We start from the raw sequence: 16,501 nt of genomic DNA, 5'->3' as shown, positions 1-16,501 counted from the left end.
GCGATGAAAAGAGCAAGAGTAATCTACAACCCGACATCTGGGAAAGAATTGATTCGAAAAAACTTAGCAGATATTTTAGATGTTTTGGAAACTGGCGGTTATGAGGCGAGTGCATTTGCCACGACCGCTGCGCCATTTTCCGCTCGTGATGAAGCAAGAAGAGCCGGCGAAGCTGGTTTTGATTTGGTGGTAGCTGCCGGTGGGGATGGCACGATCAATGAAGTCGTCAATGGGATCGCTCCTTTAGAAAAGCGACCAAAAATGGCGATCATTCCTGGAGGCACGACCAATGACTACGCACGAGCACTAAAGATTCCCCGTACGGATATCAAAGCAGCTGCGGAAGTGATTTTGAAGCAGCAGACAGTGAAAATGGATGTCGGAAAAACACCCAACACGTATTTTATCAACATTGCTGCTGGTGGGCACTTAACGGAATTGACCTACGATGTTCCTTCTGAACTGAAAAGTGTTTTTGGCTACTTAGCTTATCTAGCAAAAGGAGCGGAATTACTCCCTCGTGTCAAACCAATCAAAATGCATCTAAAGTATGAAGACGGAGAATACATTGGCGGAGCGTCGATGTTCTTTTTAGGGCTGACGAATTCTGTGGGGGGCTTTGAACAGATTGCGCCTGATGCAAAGCTTGACGATGGGAAATTTTCGTTGATCATTGTCAAAACGGCCAATATTTTTGAGATCGTCCACTTAGTTGCTTTAATGATGAATGGTGGAAAACACATCAACGATCGTCGTCTGATTTATACGAAAACATCTTTTCTTGAAGTAGACGCACCAGAACAGGTCAATCGTTTAATGATCAACCTTGATGGCGAATACGGCGGAGATGCTCCTATGCGCTTTGAAAACCTACACAATCATATTGAGTTTTTTGCAAATGTCGATCAAATCCCTGACGATGCGGTCGTTGGTGAGCAAAATTATCAAGAGATGAGCGAAGGTTTTATTAAAGAAGTCGAACGTCTTTCCGATGAGGACATCAATGGGGATGGCAAGATCGGCGACGAAACAAAGTAAACGATTTTTCTTTTCATGCGAGTTGAAAGAACAGGGACTTTTGGACCTGTTCTTTTTTTAAAACGTAATTGTGGAAAAGCAGGCACCGATTTTTTTTCGAATACTTGATAGAATAGCTTTTCTTAAATTTTAGTAAAGGACGTTTTTTATAAAGTGTTTCACGATATGCCTTTGTTTCACGAGATCGGGCGCGGATCATATAAATAAAACGAATAAAATTTCCAAAACACGAATGATAATCATCAAAAAGCGAACTTTTCGAATATATGCTCATTAAAGTTCGTTATTTCCGTATTTCTATCCAATCTATGGATGCAAAAGCGAATAAGAATATGCTATAATGGTGAAACGAAGAAATGGGGGGACCGGAATGGAGCAAATCGATTCTACAAAAGCGCTTGATCTGCTGAGAGATGACGCAGAACGAATCAAAAAGCTGATCCGAAACCAAGAAAATAGTTTATGTATCGCACAATGCAAAGCATTTGAAGAAGTGGTTGATACCCAGATGTATGGTCTATCACGACAAGTGGCATTTGCGATCCGCTTGGGGATCGTTGATAATCAAACAGGGCAGCAATTGATGGCGGATCTTGAAAAAGATTTGAACCAATTGTATAGCGAGGTCTACGAGGACCAGCGGACACCTGACATCGGCAAGGAGGCATAAACTTGCCAGAGAAAGTAAAGAAAAGACATTTATTAGATTATAGTATTTTGTTACCATATATTGTTATGTGTGTCACGGGCTTGATGATGGTTTATAGTTCCACATCTTATGTTGCGATGACCGCCACACAACCGACGACAGCTGCTTCTTACGTCATCAATCAAGCGATTTTCTGGTTGTTGAGTCTAGTAGCGATCACTGTCATGTATAAAATGAAAACGGATGTTTTTCGGAATAAAAAATTTGTCCAGATCGCCATGATCGTCATCTTGTTTTTATTGATCGCAGCCTTCTTTTTCCCAAGAAGAAACGGGGCCCATGGTTGGTTAACGATTGCGGGCTTTTCTATTCAACCAGCAGAGTATTTAAAATTTATTGTGATTTGGTTTTTATCGGTGACGCTATCTTATCGTCAAAAAGGCATCCAACAAGAGTTTTGGAAAACGGTTTGGCGTCCAATCGGAATCGTTTTCGTCTACACAGGGATCATGGCCTTTTATCCCGACTTAGGGAATGCTGTAATCGTTATGTTGCTGGCTTTTGTCGTGTTATTATCTAGTGGCCTGAATTACCTGTATACCTTGATATTAGGGGTGGCAGGAATTGTAGGTAGTACATTGATCGTCTTCTTAGTAAATCTAACTGGTGGTAAGCTTTTACCCGACTATGTCTATAGTCGCTTTTCATCCTTTTTGAACCCGTTTGCTGATGAATACAATACAGGTCATCAAATGGTTAATGGGTATTACGCAATGTTCAACGGTGGGCTGTTCGGGCGCGGGCTTGGAAATAGTATCCAAAAACGTGGTTTCTTAAACGAAGCGCACACCGATTATATATTTTCGATCGTTATGGAAGAATTAGGGCTGATTCCATCGATCATCATTTTAGGTGTTTTATTCTATATGGTGGGACGAATCTTTCTTGTCGGTATTCGTTCAAGAGATCCCTTTAATTCCATGATGTGTATAGGTATAGGGACATTATTTATGTCTCAGATTTTTATCAATTTAGGTGGAATCACTGGTTTGATCCCATTGACGGGAATCACGTTCCCATTTCTAAGTCAAGGTGGATCAAGCTTGCTGATGCTATCGATTTGTATCGGTTTTGTGTTAAATATCAGTGCCGAAGAAAAGAGGAAACAGGTTTATTTGAATTATTGATCAATTGAATGGAGTGGATTAGATGAAGAAAATTCTTGTTGCCAATCGTGGAGAAATCGCGATCCGTGTCTTCCGCGCATGTGCGGAACTTGGGATCAAAACTGTCGGAATTTATGCTGCGGAGGATGAATACTCCGTCCATCGCTTTAAAGCAGACGAAGCGTATTTAGTGGGGAAAGGCAAACGTCCGATCGATGCGTATTTAGACATTGAAGATATCATTCGCACGGCGAAAAAGGCCGGTGCCGAAGGAATCCATCCTGGATACGGCTTTTTATCAGAAAATCTGGGATTTGCTCAACGCTGTGAAGAAGAAGGTTTGATTTTCATCGGACCATCCACCCATCATTTAGATATTTTTGGCGACAAGATCAAAGCAAAAGCAGCAGCGATCGAGGCCGGGATTCAATCAATTCCTGGCTCTGACGGTCCAGTTGCATCGATCGATGACGTTTTAGCTTTTGCAAACGAACATGATTATCCAATCATGATCAAAGCAGCCCTTGGGGGCGGTGGGCGAGGCATGCGTGTCGCTCATGATGAAAAAGAAGCAAGAGACGGCTACGAACGTGCCAAAAGTGAAGCCAAAGCGGCATTTGGTAGCGATGAAGTCTACGTTGAAAAATACATTAGTAATCCAAAACATATTGAAGTCCAAATTTTAGGAGATACGCACGGAAACGTCGTTCACTTATTTGAACGTGATTGCTCGGTTCAGCGCCGCCACCAAAAAGTAGTCGAGGTGGCACCTTGTGTGTCAATGACTGATGAACAACGGGAAAAAATATGCCAAGCAGCCGTTCAACTAATGAAGCATGTCGGGTATATCAATGCTGGAACCGTGGAATTTTTAGTAGAGGGCGACAAATTCTACTTTATCGAAGTAAACCCACGGGTCCAAGTGGAACATACGATCACTGAAATGATCACTAATTTAGACATCGTGACGACACAAATTTTGATTGCACAAGGCAAAGACTTGCATAAAGAAATCGGAATTCCTGAACAAAAAGACATTCGCTTTGAGGGTGTTGCGATCCAATGTCGCGTGACGACAGAAGATCCAGCGAATAATTTTATGCCAGATACTGGTAAGATCGATACCTACCGCTCTCCGGGTGGATTTGGGGTTCGTTTAGATGTCGGAAATGCTTATGCTGGTGCAGTGGTAACCCCTTATTTCGACTCGCTACTAGTAAAAGTCTGTACGCATGCTGCTTCGTTCGACCAAGCAATTCAAAAAATGATGCGCTGTCTGAAAGAATTCCGAGTACGTGGTGTAAAAACAAACATTCTCTTTATGCGTAATGTTGTTTCTCATCCAGCCTTTCGTTCAGGGGAAGCCAAAACCACCTTTATCGACAATACGCCGGAATTATTCAATTTCCCTCGGATTCGTGACCGTGGAAACAAAACCATGAAGTATATCGGTGAAATCACGATCAATGGATTCCCGGGAATCGAAAAACAAAAGAAACCTTTCTACAATGAACCACGGATGCCACAACACATCCAAGCAACGCCTGATTTTGTCAGCGCCAAAAATATTTTAGATACGAAAGGTGCCGAGGGTGTCGTTGAATGGATCGGTCAACAAAAGAATGTCTTACTGACGGATACAACCTTCCGAGATGCCCATCAAAGTTTGTTGGCAACTCGTGTAAGAACCCATGACTTTAAGAAAATTGCCGCGATGACGGAAGCTGGCCTACCACAATTGTTCTCAAGTGAAATGTGGGGTGGAGCAACCTTTGACGTTGCGTACCGTTTCTTAACAGAAGATCCATGGGAAAGATTGCGGATGTTCAGGAAAAAAATGCCGAATACCCTGTTGCAAATGTTGTTTAGAGGTTCTAATGCCGTGGGGTACTCCAATTATCCAGACAATGTATTGGAAGAATTCATTAAAGAATCTGCAGAGCAAGGAATTGATGTGTTCCGAATCTTTGATAGTTTGAACTGGGTCCCACAAATGGAGAAAAGTATCCAAGCCGTTCGCGATACGGGGAAAATTGCAGAAGCGACGATTTGTTATACAGGGGATATCAATGATTCATCCCGCCAAAAATATTCGGTACAATATTACAAAGACATGGCAAAAGAATTGCAAAATCTTGGTGCCCATATTATTGCGATCAAGGATATGGCTGGATTATTAAAACCGCAAGCGGCTTATCGTTTGATCAGTGAGTTAAAAGATACGATCGATGTACCGATCCATCTGCACACGCATGATACCAGCGGGAATGGGATTATCACTTACTCAGCAGCTACCAAAGCTGGCGTTGATATCGTGGATGTCGCTATGTCAGCTATCAGTGGCGCAACGAGTCAGCCAAGTATGAGTAGTTTGTATTATGCTCTTTTAAACGGCGAGCGTTGCCCTGAGATCAATGTGGATAATATCCAACAATTGAATCACTATTGGGAAGATGTCCGTATGTACTACCATTCCTTTGAAAATGGCTTGAACGCCCCTCAAACGGAAGTGTACAAGCATGAGATGCCAGGAGGACAATATACCAATCTCCAGCAACAAGCCAAAGCCGTTGGTTTAGGCGAAAAATGGGATGAAATCAAAGAAATGTATCATGAAGTCAATATGATGTTTGGAGACATCGTGAAAGTGACACCTTCTTCGAAAGTCGTGGGCGATATGGCGCTCTTCATGGTACAAAATGGCTTGTCAGAAAAAGATATTTTTGAAAAAGGCGATACATTGAGTTTCCCAGAATCAGTGATCACCTTCTTCCAAGGGGAGTTAGGTCAGCCAGTCGGTGGTTTCCCGAAAGAATTGCAACGCATTATCTTAAAAGGACGCCCAGCCTTTACGGAACGTCCAGGAGCCTTTGCCAAACCAGTTGATTTTGCCGAAGTGAAACAAGAACTAGCTGAAAAAATCGGCTATGAACCAAAACACGAAGAAGTCTTGAGCTACTTGATGTATCCGCAAGTCTTCCTTGATTATCGAAAAGCGTATGAGCAGTTTGCCGATGTAAAAGTCCTTGATACACCAACCTTCTTTAATGGTATGCGCTTAGGCGAAACGATCAATGTCGAATTAGAAAAAGGCAAAATCTTGATCATTCGTCTCGATGAAATCGGTGAACCAGATATCGAAGGCAATCGGACCCTCTTCTTTAACTTAAACGGTCAACGACGAGAAATCGTTGTGAAAGATAGTTCGATCATCAGTTCTGTTCAAACAAAACGCAAAGCAGAGCCAACGAACAAAGAACAAATCGGTGCGTCCATGAGTGGTTCAGTTTTAGAAGTATTAGTCAAAAAAGGTGACCGAGTAGCACGTGGACAGACGTTGATGGTCACTGAAGCGATGAAGATGGAAACTTCCGTCGAAGCTCGCTTTTCTGGTGTAGTTGAGCATGTTTACGTGACCGATGGGGAACCAATCCAGTCAGGAGACCTTCTGATTGAAGTCAAAGAAAAATAAGGAGTCGATCAGCAGATGAAGCGAAGGGGATTATTATTTTGCGGCTTATTTGTCCTAGCCCTGATAATCGTGTATTTGCAGCCAGTATTCATGCAAAACGCTTCAGATTCAAGAATGACGATCGAAAACCCAATCAAAGCACCAACGACCATGAATTACGAACCAATCGCAGCCCAAGGATTAGCTGAATTGATTGGGGAGCCTGTTTCTGATTTTGAAGAAATCTACGGGCTTCCAGTTCAAACGTATCGCTCGGGCTACGAGTTTGAAATTCGGGTCTACAATCAATTAGACGATCAGCAATATGTTGAGATCAATACTGATGGTGAGAGTGTGCAGGCAATCAAAGTGATCGGCGCCGGGGGATCTTCCCTAGCGCCCTTTACAATGGGCATGACCTTGACTGACTTGACTGAGCTGACCATGATTTATCCAAATTTTACCTTGACACAAAATGATCGCACCATCAGTTTTGAATTGATGGAAGAAGATATGAACTACCGACCCTTAGTAGCGTTTGATAATGGGACATTTGCTGTTTTATTCTTTGATCAAGAGACGGCTCAACTGCAGGCGATCACTTATTTGGATCAGACGACCCTGCTTAAGTTAGCGCCCTATCCCTTGACAGAAGGAGAACGACCGCTGTTTCAAGTTTCGCAAACGATTGACCAAGCACAAGCTGATCTTGAAAAAGAGACGTTAGCCTTTGTCATTATTGATAAGCTTCGTAATCAAATCGGTTTGGAAAGCTTTGTACAAGATACCCAGACGCATCAAGATGCGGTCGGACTTTTAGCGGATTTGACGAATAATCTATCGGATCATTTGACCTCTCAACGCATCCATTCCTATCAACGTGCTCTTTCTTCGGAAAAAACGAGTAATTTTGTTTTGACGAACGATGAGTGGCAGGAGTTATTAGCAGCGAAGGAGTTAGAGGCTTCTGCTTCGATTTTTGAAGCGCCTGTCTATGATCCAACCTTTACTATTTTATCTTGGTTCAGTAACCCAAGATTTACTGAACGTTTGACCCATGAACAATCAGAAAAGATAGGAATTGCTTTTTCTGAAGCAAATATGGTAGTCTTAGTGCAAGAAGATGTAGAAGGGACCGAGGATAGTACATCAGATGATTTACGATGAAGCCTTTTTCGAGATTGAAGATCAAATCGATTCACTTGTAACGGCAATCAAAGCGAGTGAAACGTGTAGAAACTATCAAATAGCGAAACAAACCATGCATCAAGATCCTGTTGCTCAGGAATTGATGCGAGCGTTTTTAGAAAAAAAGCTGGATTTTGAAAGAATTGAAGCGTACGGCGCATATGCCCCTGATTTCAAAGAGAAAAAGCGTGCGATGCGCACAGCTAAGCGACAGCTGGATCTCAATGAGCAAGTGAGCGAGTACCGCTGGAGTGAAACGCAGCTGCAGCGTTTGCTGGATGAACTGACCGTAGCGATTTCTACGTGTTTTTCACCAACTGTCAAAGTGGATGCTGGAAGTCCTTTTTTTCAATCAAAATCAAGTTGTGGAGGAAATTGTCATGCACGAAGATAAAACGCCTTTTACGATGCAGAAGCGTCGAGGATTGATCGTATGGGTCTACAGCCTACGTCAACTAAAAAATTTGCGTCGTTTTGGCTTCGTTCATTATGTGTCACGCAAAATGAAATACGTGGTCATGTATTTGAACGAAGAAGAATACGAAAGCAAAAAAACAAAAATCGAGCAGTTTCACTTTGTTCGACAAGTTGAAGCTTCCTATCGACCAGATGTCGAAATGGATTTTGCTGAAAAAATTGGTACATCAGCAGCCTATCCAGTGAAAGATGAAGGGTTTGATATCGAAGAAAAAAATACGATGATTCGATTGGCAGAAAACGTGTAATAGAAAAGTGGGGGTGCCTTGAGTCACCGCCATTTTTTTATTGCTATTTATAGAAACAGTGCTATATTTGTATTTACGAAGATCTTGGAGGGAAAAACGCATGCGTGTAGTAGCCGGAGAATATGGTGGCCGCAGATTAAAAAGTCTTGCTGGAGATAACACTCGCCCCACGACAGACAAAGTAAAAGGGGCGATCTTTAACATGTTAGGGCAATATTTAGATGGAGGAGTTGTACTGGATCTGTTTAGTGGGAGCGGGGGCTTAGCGATCGAAGCGGTCTCTCGTGGTGCGGAGCATGCCGTTTGTGTCGACCGTAGTTTTCCAGCTATCAAAGTGATCCGTGAAAATATTGCAATAACCAAAGAACCAGAAAAGTTCACGGTACTAAAAATGGATGCCAATCAAGCCTTACGCCAGTTTGCAGCTGAGGGACAAAGTTTTGACTATCTATTTTTAGATCCACCTTACGCAAAGCAAGAGATCCTGCAACAGCTAGAAGCTATGCTGAAGGATGAATTGATTCGTCCGTTTGCTTATGTGGTTTGCGAAACAGATAAGTCCATCGTCTTGCCAGAAAAGATTGGTTCTTTGCATTTGATGCGCGCCCAAACCTATGGCATATCTGCGGTGACGATCTATAGAAATGAGGGATAACATGAAAAAGATTGCTTTATTTCCAGGAAGTTTTGATCCGCTGACGTCAGGTCATGTGGATCTGATTGAGCGAGGCGCAACGCTTTTTGATGAACTGATCGTGGGTGTTTTTACAAATACCAATAAAAAAAGTTTTTTTACAAGTGAAGAAAAAGTTCATCTAATTGAAGAAGCCCTCGCTCATATTCCAAACGTCAAGATTCTGGCGCAAGAAACGGAGCTGACGGTCACGATCGCGAAAAAACTAGGCGCACAGTTTCTGCTTAGAGGCATTCGCAGTGTGAAAGATTATGAGTATGAGCGGGACATCATGGAAATGAATCATCACTTAGAACCTTCCCTAGAGACCGTCTTTCTTTTAGCAGATGCAAAGCATAGTTTCATCAGCTCCAGTTTGTTGAAAGAAATCTTAACCTTTAACGGCGATGTGGCGGAATATTTACCACAAAATATCTACGATGCTATAGTAAAGAAGCGTGATACCAATGAATCTTAAATCAACGATCAAATATGTTCTCTTGTTTGTTTTAGCACTGATCATCGCAGCCTGTGCCTTTTTGCCGATTCCTTATTATATCGAGCAACCTGGTGCAACGATCGATTTAAAAGAATTGATTACCGTCAATCAAAAAGAAGACACCTCAGCTGGCTCCTTTTCTTTAACCAGTGTCGGGATTCGACAGGCTACCGTGTTTACGGCGATTGGAACAAAATTCAATGAATTTCAAGACTTGATCAGTGAGGAAGAACTTTTAGGCGGTGCGACAGATGAGGAGTACAATCGCATCCAGCGCTATTATATGGAATCCTCGCAAAATAGTGCGATTGAGCAAGCATTAAAGCTGGCAGACTTGCCTTATGAAATGACCTATAAAGGGGTCTATGTCATGGGGATCGATCCAAATTCCAGTTTTGCGGGGAAAATATCCGTTGGAGATACCGTCACCGCTGTCAATGGCAAAGAATTTAAAAGTAGCCAAGACTTTATCGACTATGTACAAAGTCAAACCATTGGTGATGAGATCACCGTAACTTACTTGCAAGATGGTGAAGAAAAAGAAGCAACAGGCAAATTAATTGAACTGGAAAGCAATCAAAAAGCAGGTATCGGTATCTCACTCGTCGATCATACAGAGATCACTTCTGATGAAGAGATCGTGATCGATTCTGGCAATATCGGTGGGCCTTCAGCTGGGTTGATGTTCACCCTTGAAATCTATGAACAGCTAACTGGAGATAACTTGCGTAAAGGCCATAATATTGCTGGAACCGGAACGATCTCAGCTGATGGGACGGTTGGTCGAATCGGTGGGATTGACAAAAAAGTAGCGAGTGCCAGCGAAAGTGGAGCAGAAATCTTTTTTGCTCCGGACGATGAAATCACTGATGAAGAGCGTGAAATAGATCCTTCCATTAAAACGAATTACGAAGAGGCAGTGGCAGCAGCGAAGAAGTTAGACACAGACATGAAAATCGTTCCGATCGCCAATGTTCAAGATGCATTGGACTACCTAGCAACACTAAAAGAAGCAAATTAAAACGGCACTTGCCGTTTTTTTTATTGTCTAAAGAATACAGTAGGCTCAAAGAAAAGGTTATGCTATACTTTTAGATAAGGAGTGTGAATCTAGTGGAATTAAAAAGACAACAACCGATCGTTGAAGCATATCATTTTGATATGAAACCGAAAGACAAAGAAATGGAAACAAAATTGAATGTCGGCTTTGCGCCGTTAAAAGTCAAAGATGAAGAATATATGGAAAAAAACAGTATTATTGGTGCCCGCTTAGAATTCCAATTGGTGTTCCCTGATTACGTTTTGTCAGGACGTGTCGGACAAGTCAATCATATTTTGAATCGCAAAGTCAATTCTGGAGAGGATTTGACGAAAGCCGAAACTGATCGCTTGGTTGAGCCCTTGTTTGATATCGTCAAACGCTTGACTTATGAAGTAACAGAGATCGTGACCGACAAACCAGGTTTACAATTGAACTTTAATACCAATTCGAACGCTGCGCAAGAAGCGAAGGAAGCAGACGAATAACGAGAAATAGGAGGGATGCCCATTGTTTTCCAATCAAATGCAAGTGATGCTATACGTCGACGATGTGACGAAAGCAGTTGAGTTTTGGCAAGAACTAGGGTTTGTGACCATTGAACAACAAACCGTTGATGGAACATCCGTCGTTGAAATCGCGCCATCAAAAGAGGCGGAGGCACATTTTGTCTTATATGACCGTGAGTTTATCGAAACACATTCACCTGAAGTCGCTTTGAATTCCCCATCGATCATGTTTTTTGCAGAAGATATTACGACACTTTATAAGAAGCTTTTAGAGATGGAAGCAGAAGTGGGTGAATTGATTCAGATGGAAGAACAACTGGTTTTCAATTTTGCCGATCCGGATGGCAATTATTTTGCTGTTTCAGGAAAATAGCTTTTGTCGATCGTAACCAATCATTCGTCCTTTTGAACCCGACTTTATGTTGTCGTACTGTTCAGGACAAATGGTTGGTTTTTTCGTTTTATTGCAAGACATTTTACAGGCAAAGGTCTAAAATTGATAACAAGAGAATCAATTGCCTTTAAGGAGGAAATGACTATGCAAAACTATCTATATGCAATCAGTGATATTCATGGAATGGCCGATCTGTTTAAAAAACTTCTTACCGATTATGACCCTAAGCTCCATCAGCTGCTTTTGATTGGAGACTTAAATGATCGGGGGCCGAAGTCAAAAGAGTGTTTTTTTCTGGGAAAAAAGTTAGTCGAAGAATACCAAGCGATTTATTTACGCGGCAATCACGAGGAGTATTTTCTGCAATTTCTAAATGCCCCTGAGGATTGGTTTGCCGCTTACGTACGCAATGGCGGCAAAGAAACGATTGAAAGTCTTTTGCATACAGGCGCTACTGAGGAGTATTCGCCGACGGAAATCGCCTTAATGATCCGCAGTAGCTATCGAGACTTAATAGAGTTTTTGATGGGGCGACCGCTTTATTACGAATGGGGAAAGTATCTCTTTGTTCATGCGGGCGTGGATTTAAGTAAAAAAGATTGGCGTAAGACCGCAGACCATGATTTTATCTGGATTCGCGAGCCATTTCATAAAGGAAAAAACCGTACAGGAAAAACGATCGTTTTTGGCCATACCATCACGCCCATGCTGCATGGAGATATGCAGACGACGGATCTATGGCAACAAGACGACAAAATCGGCATCGATGGCGGGGCAGTATTTGGTGGATCGGTGCATGGCGTGATTTTTGATGACAAAGGGATCGTTCAGGACATCGAATACCAAAATTTAGCAGGTCCTTGGCAACCAGACTTTTAAAAGTCTTTTTGAGAAAAGACAAAAGCAGCCATAACAAGAGTCGCGAAAGCAACATTGTTTTCGTGCAATCTTGTTCGCTCAATGGCTGTCTTTTTTATGTTAAAATAGCCAAAGCAACAAAGGAAAGGTGAGAACAAATGGCAGAAATGAATCAAGAGGTACTTGATTTAGTAAAACAAGAATTAACCGCTTTTACCCAAAAACAAATCAGTACGGTGTTGCAGTTATTGCAAGAAGGAAATACCGTCCCCTTTATTGCCCGCTACCGTAAAGAAATGACGAATGGACTTGACGAAGTTCAGATTCGAGAAATTGAAGAGCGATACCAGTACTTAGAAAACTTAGAGAAGCGCAAGCAAGAGGTTTTGCGTTTGATAGAAGAACAAGAAAAGCTAACGCCTGAACTATCTCAGGCGATTTTAGCTGCAACAAAAATGCAGGCCGTCGAAGACCTGTATCGTCCTTATAAACAAAAACGACGCACCAAAGCGACGATCGCCAAAGAGAACGGCTTGGAACCATTTGCTCAGTGGCTGTTAAGCTTCCCAAAAGCAGGTGACGTTCAAGAAAAAGCGGCCGAATTTATCAGTGATGCTGTTCCTACTGTAGAAGATGCCTTAGCAGGCGCGCACGAGATCATTGCAGAAAGCGTTGGTGATACTGCAGAGTTTCGTAGTTGGATCCGCAGCTATTACACAAACAAAGGACTGTATCAAAGCACGGTCAAAAATGCTGAAAAAGATGAAAAAGGCGTTTATGAAATGTATTACGATTTCCAGCATCCTATCAATAAGATGGTATCCCACCGAATTTTAGCCACTAATCGTGGGGAACAAGAAGACATCTTGAAGGTTGCACTTGTGGCAGATGAAGAAAAAATCATGGATTACCTACGTCGCAAATTGATCACGAATAGGGATTCACCCGCAGCCGGTTTTGTTGAAGCTGCAGCTGCTGATGCGCTGAAACGGTTTATTTCACCAGCCATCGAACGAGAGATCCGCAATGAATTGACAGAAAAAGCTGACGAACAAGCAATTGCGATTTTTGGAGAAAATCTTCGCAATCTGTTGCTGCAGCCGCCATTGAAGGGCAAAGTCGTTTTAGGTTTTGATCCAGCGTATCGTACAGGCTGTAAACTAGCCGTCATTGATGAGACTGGAAAAGTACTAGCGATCGAAGTGATCTATCCTCATAAACCAGCGCCTATGAATAAGCGAGAAGCTGCCGGACCAGCGTTTCGTCGCTTATTACAAACCTATAAAGTCGAGATGGTCGCAATCGGTAATGGGACTGCGAGTCGGGAATCAGAGCAATTCGTCGCTGAACAATTAAAATTGATCGATCAAGAAGTATATTATGTGATCGTGAATGAGGCAGGCGCTTCTGTTTATTCTGCCAGTCCGATCGCTCGTCAAGAATTCCCTGATCTGCAAGTGGAAGAACGCAGCGCCATCAGTATTGGTCGCCGTCTGCAAGATCCCTTGGCAGAATTAGTCAAAATTGATCCACAATCCGTGGGCGTCGGACAATACCAGCATGACGTTTCGCAAAAACGCCTCGCTGAACAATTGGATTTTGTTGTTGAGACTGTTGTCAACCAAGTTGGCGTTGACGTCAATACCGCAAGTGCGGCACTCTTGCAGCATGTAGCTGGTTTAAATAAAACCACTGCTCAAAATATCGTGACTTATCGAGAAGAAAATGGTGTATTTACGCAGCGGAATCAACTGAAAAAAGTCCCTCGCTTAGGACCAAAAGCTTATGAACAGGCGATCGGCTTTATGCGGATACCTGGCGGAAAAGTCATTTTGGACAATACCGGGATCCATCCAGAAAGTTATGACACTGCCAAAGAAATTTTGGCGATCGCGGGTATTTCTTTAGCGGAGCTAGGGAAAGAGCAAATGGAAGAAAATAAAGCGAAACTTGCCCAACTACGCCCAGCGGAGCTTTCCGCAAAATTGTCAGTCGGTAAAGAAACCATCACGGATATCCTAAAGGCGTTAATGCAGCCTGGACGCGATATGCGTGATGAAATGCCAGCGCCATTATTGCGCAAAGATGTGCTGAGTATGGAGGACCTAAAACCGGGAATGGAACTGAAGGGAACGGTTCGAAATGTGATCGACTTTGGTGCTTTCGTCGATATCGGTGTCAAACAAGATGGACTGGTGCATTTGTCGAAGCTGAGCCGTTCGTTTGTAAAGCATCCGAAAGACGTTGTTTCCGTCGGTGATGTCGTAACCGTTTGGATCGAGCAAGTAGATGTCAAAAAAGGCCGTATCAGTTTAACCATGGTCGATCCGGGAAATGCAAAATGACCCAACAAGAATTGCAGCATTTGGTGGAAGAGCTGTCGCTGTCTGTTTTCAACAAACCATTCACGCATCGAGCGGTGTTTAATTCTCGCTTAAAAACAACCGGTGGCCGCTACCATCTAAGTGATCACCACTTGGATTTCAATCCAACCATGCTCACAGAACACGGGATGGAGGTTTTTATCGGCATTATCAAGCATGAATTGTGTCATTATCATTTGCACTTAGCAGGTCTTGGTCACCGTCACCAAGATCCTGCCTTTAAAGCATTGCTGGCAAGAACGGGAGGCTTGCGTTATGCACCTCCTGCCAAAAGGACAGCCAAACATCGCTATCGATGCCAAAATTGCGGCTGCGAGATTCGGCGGCAGCGACGTGTGGATATCAAAAAATATGTTTGTGGAAAATGTCGTGGACGTTTGCTAGAAATAGGAAATGATGAGAAAAGTCAAGTCGAAAAATAAAACTCGTTGCTATTTTTTTCATTTTGTATGATAATGTAGGTCGTGTGACAACCTGATATTTGTCAATACACGCGTTTTTTTACGACGCGGATTTGAGAAAAGAGGATTATAATAATGGAAAATCAAAACAAAATACATCATTTTGTTGGAATCAAAGGTTCCGGTATGAGTTCATTGGCTTTGATTCTGCACGAAAAAGGCTACCAAGTACAAGGCTCTGATGTGGAAGAATATTTCTTCACTCAACGTGATCTAGAAAAAGCAGCGATCAAATTGTTGCCTTTCGATAAAGCAAACATTCAACCAGAAATGGTCATTATCCAAGGGAATGCTTTCCCTGACACCCACGAAGAAATCGTACGGGCAAAAGAACTTGGTATAGAAGTTACTCGTTATCATGACTTTATTGGCCAATTCATTCAGCCCTATACGAGTATTGCGGTGACCGGTTCTCACGGGAAAACCAGTACGACAGGATTGCTTTCTCATGTCTTAAGCGGCATCCGTCCAACAAGTTTCTTGATTGGCGATGGGACTGGTCATGGGGAACCTGATGCGGAATTCTTTTCATTTGAAGCCTGTGAATACCGTCGTCATTTCTTAGCGTATTCACCGGATTATGCAATCATGACCAACATCGATTTTGATCACCCAGACTACTTCCACTCGATCGAGGATGTCTTCTCAGCCTTTCAATCGATGGCAAGTCAAGTGAAAAAAGGCATCTTTGCTTTTGGTGATGATGAATACTTGCGTAAACTTGAAGCCGATGTCCCAATCTACTATTACGGCGTCAACGATAACGACGATGTCCAAGCAAAAAATATTGAACGCACCACCCAAGGTTCAGAGTTCGACGTCTTTATCCATGGTGAAAATATTGGCCATTTTGTCTTGCCAGCGTTTGGTCAGCACAACATCAACAACGCATTAAGTGTGATCGCTGTGGCTTACAAAGAAGGATTGGATATGAAAGAAGTTGCTGCTGAGATGATTTCATTTCCTGGAGTGAAACGCCGCTTTAGCGAAAAAATCGTGGCGGATATGACGATCGTGGACGACTACGCCCACCATCCTGCAGAAATCAAAGCAACGATCGATGGCGCTCGTCAAAAATATCCAGAGAAAGAAATTATTGCTGTCTTCCAGCCACATACCTTTACCCGCACGATCGCTTTGATGGATGAATTTGCGGAAGCATTGGATCTTGCAGACCATGTCTATCTATGTGACATTTTTGGATCTGCTCGTGAATCACGAGGAGATGTTAAAATTGAAGATCTAGGCAAGAAAATCCAAAAAGGTGGAACTGTGATCAAAGAAGAGAACGTATCTCCGCTATTGGATCATCAAAATGCTGTCGTGATTTTCATGGGAGCAGGCGATGTGCAAAAATTTGAGACAGCCTATGAAAAACTATTAAGCAATACAACTCGTAACGTATTGTAATCAAAGACTCTTGTGGCGTGTTTGCTGCAAGAGTTTTTTACATCTGAAGTTTTTGCA

16 protein-coding genes are annotated in these 16,501 nt (G+C 42.6%); all 16 read left to right on the top strand.

What is annotated here, in order from left to right; all coding sequences use genetic code 11:
• Positions 1-3: 3 nt before the first annotated feature.
• The 16 genes from A5883_RS07760 to murC all read left to right on the top strand — a co-directional run bounded on the left by A5883_RS07760 (position 4) and on the right by murC (position 16,444).
• Positions 4-1,038, top strand: a complete 1,035-nt coding sequence (locus tag A5883_RS07760; RefSeq protein ID WP_010748185.1) for a diacylglycerol kinase — start codon at positions 4-6, stop codon at positions 1,036-1,038.
• 370 nt (positions 1,039-1,408) lie between these two features.
• On the top strand, positions 1,409-1,708 hold the full coding sequence (locus A5883_RS07755; protein WP_010748186.1) for a YlaN family protein: 300 nt from the start codon (positions 1,409-1,411) through the stop codon (positions 1,706-1,708).
• Positions 1,709-1,710: 2 nt separating this feature from the next.
• On the top strand, positions 1,711-2,874 hold the full coding sequence (locus tag A5883_RS07750) for an FtsW/RodA/SpoVE family cell cycle protein (protein WP_086338268.1): 1,164 nt from the start codon (positions 1,711-1,713) through the stop codon (positions 2,872-2,874).
• Between the two features lie 22 nt (positions 2,875-2,896).
• Positions 2,897-6,325, top strand: a complete 3,429-nt coding sequence (locus A5883_RS07745) for a pyruvate carboxylase (protein ID WP_086338267.1) — start codon at positions 2,897-2,899, stop codon at positions 6,323-6,325.
• Between the two features lie 15 nt (positions 6,326-6,340).
• Complete coding sequence (locus A5883_RS07740) at positions 6,341-7,471, top strand: CAP-associated domain-containing protein (protein WP_086338266.1); 1,131 nt, start codon at positions 6,341-6,343, stop codon at positions 7,469-7,471.
• A complete protein-coding gene (locus A5883_RS07735) occupies positions 7,458-7,886 on the top strand; it encodes a YlbF family regulator (RefSeq protein ID WP_086338265.1) in 429 nt (142 codons plus the stop codon). The genes A5883_RS07740 and A5883_RS07735 overlap by 14 nt, the downstream gene beginning before the upstream one ends.
• Complete coding sequence (locus A5883_RS07730; protein ID WP_005225986.1) at positions 7,873-8,217, top strand: YlbG family protein; 345 nt, start codon at positions 7,873-7,875, stop codon at positions 8,215-8,217. The genes A5883_RS07735 and A5883_RS07730 overlap by 14 nt, the downstream gene beginning before the upstream one ends.
• Positions 8,218-8,317: 100 nt before the next feature.
• The gene (gene rsmD / locus A5883_RS07725; RefSeq protein WP_005225987.1) at positions 8,318-8,872 is read left to right on the top strand and encodes a 16S rRNA (guanine(966)-N(2))-methyltransferase RsmD; all 555 of its coding nucleotides are present in this window, start codon (positions 8,318-8,320) and stop codon (positions 8,870-8,872) included.
• 1 nt (position 8,873) lies between these two features.
• A complete protein-coding gene (gene coaD, locus A5883_RS07720) occupies positions 8,874-9,368 on the top strand; it encodes a pantetheine-phosphate adenylyltransferase (RefSeq protein WP_005231326.1) in 495 nt (164 codons plus the stop codon).
• On the top strand, positions 9,358-10,410 hold the full coding sequence (locus A5883_RS07715) for a SepM family pheromone-processing serine protease (RefSeq protein WP_005235759.1): 1,053 nt from the start codon (positions 9,358-9,360) through the stop codon (positions 10,408-10,410). The genes coaD and A5883_RS07715 overlap by 11 nt, the downstream gene beginning before the upstream one ends.
• A gap of 92 nt (positions 10,411-10,502) precedes the next feature.
• The gene (locus tag A5883_RS07710) at positions 10,503-10,916 is read left to right on the top strand and encodes a DUF1149 family protein (RefSeq protein WP_005225990.1); all 414 of its coding nucleotides are present in this window, start codon (positions 10,503-10,505) and stop codon (positions 10,914-10,916) included.
• 22 nt (positions 10,917-10,938) lie between these two features.
• Positions 10,939-11,310: a VOC family protein gene (locus A5883_RS07705; protein ID WP_086338264.1), complete on the top strand. Its 372-nt coding sequence runs from the start codon at positions 10,939-10,941 to the stop codon at positions 11,308-11,310.
• Positions 11,311-11,475: 165 nt separating this feature from the next.
• Complete coding sequence (locus A5883_RS07700) at positions 11,476-12,210, top strand: metallophosphoesterase family protein (RefSeq protein WP_086338263.1); 735 nt, start codon at positions 11,476-11,478, stop codon at positions 12,208-12,210.
• 137 nt (positions 12,211-12,347) lie between these two features.
• A complete protein-coding gene (locus A5883_RS07695; protein ID WP_086338262.1) occupies positions 12,348-14,534 on the top strand; it encodes a Tex family protein in 2,187 nt (728 codons plus the stop codon).
• The gene (locus A5883_RS07690; RefSeq protein ID WP_005225994.1) at positions 14,531-14,995 is read left to right on the top strand and encodes a SprT family protein; all 465 of its coding nucleotides are present in this window, start codon (positions 14,531-14,533) and stop codon (positions 14,993-14,995) included. Before A5883_RS07695 ends, A5883_RS07690 begins: the two co-directional genes overlap by 4 nt.
• Before the next feature lie 114 nt (positions 14,996-15,109).
• Positions 15,110-16,444, top strand: coding sequence for a UDP-N-acetylmuramate--L-alanine ligase (gene murC, locus A5883_RS07685; protein ID WP_086338261.1), 1,335 nt, complete (start codon positions 15,110-15,112; stop codon positions 16,442-16,444).
• The last annotated feature ends 57 nt before the right edge of the window (positions 16,445-16,501 follow it).

Source organism: Enterococcus sp. 5B3_DIV0040, from assembly GCF_002140755.1.
Lineage (GTDB): Bacteria > Bacillota > Bacilli > Lactobacillales > Enterococcaceae > Enterococcus_D > Enterococcus_D casseliflavus.
The sequence above is the reverse complement of the archived record's forward strand: the minus strand, read 5'-3'. Positions and strand labels throughout refer to the sequence as shown.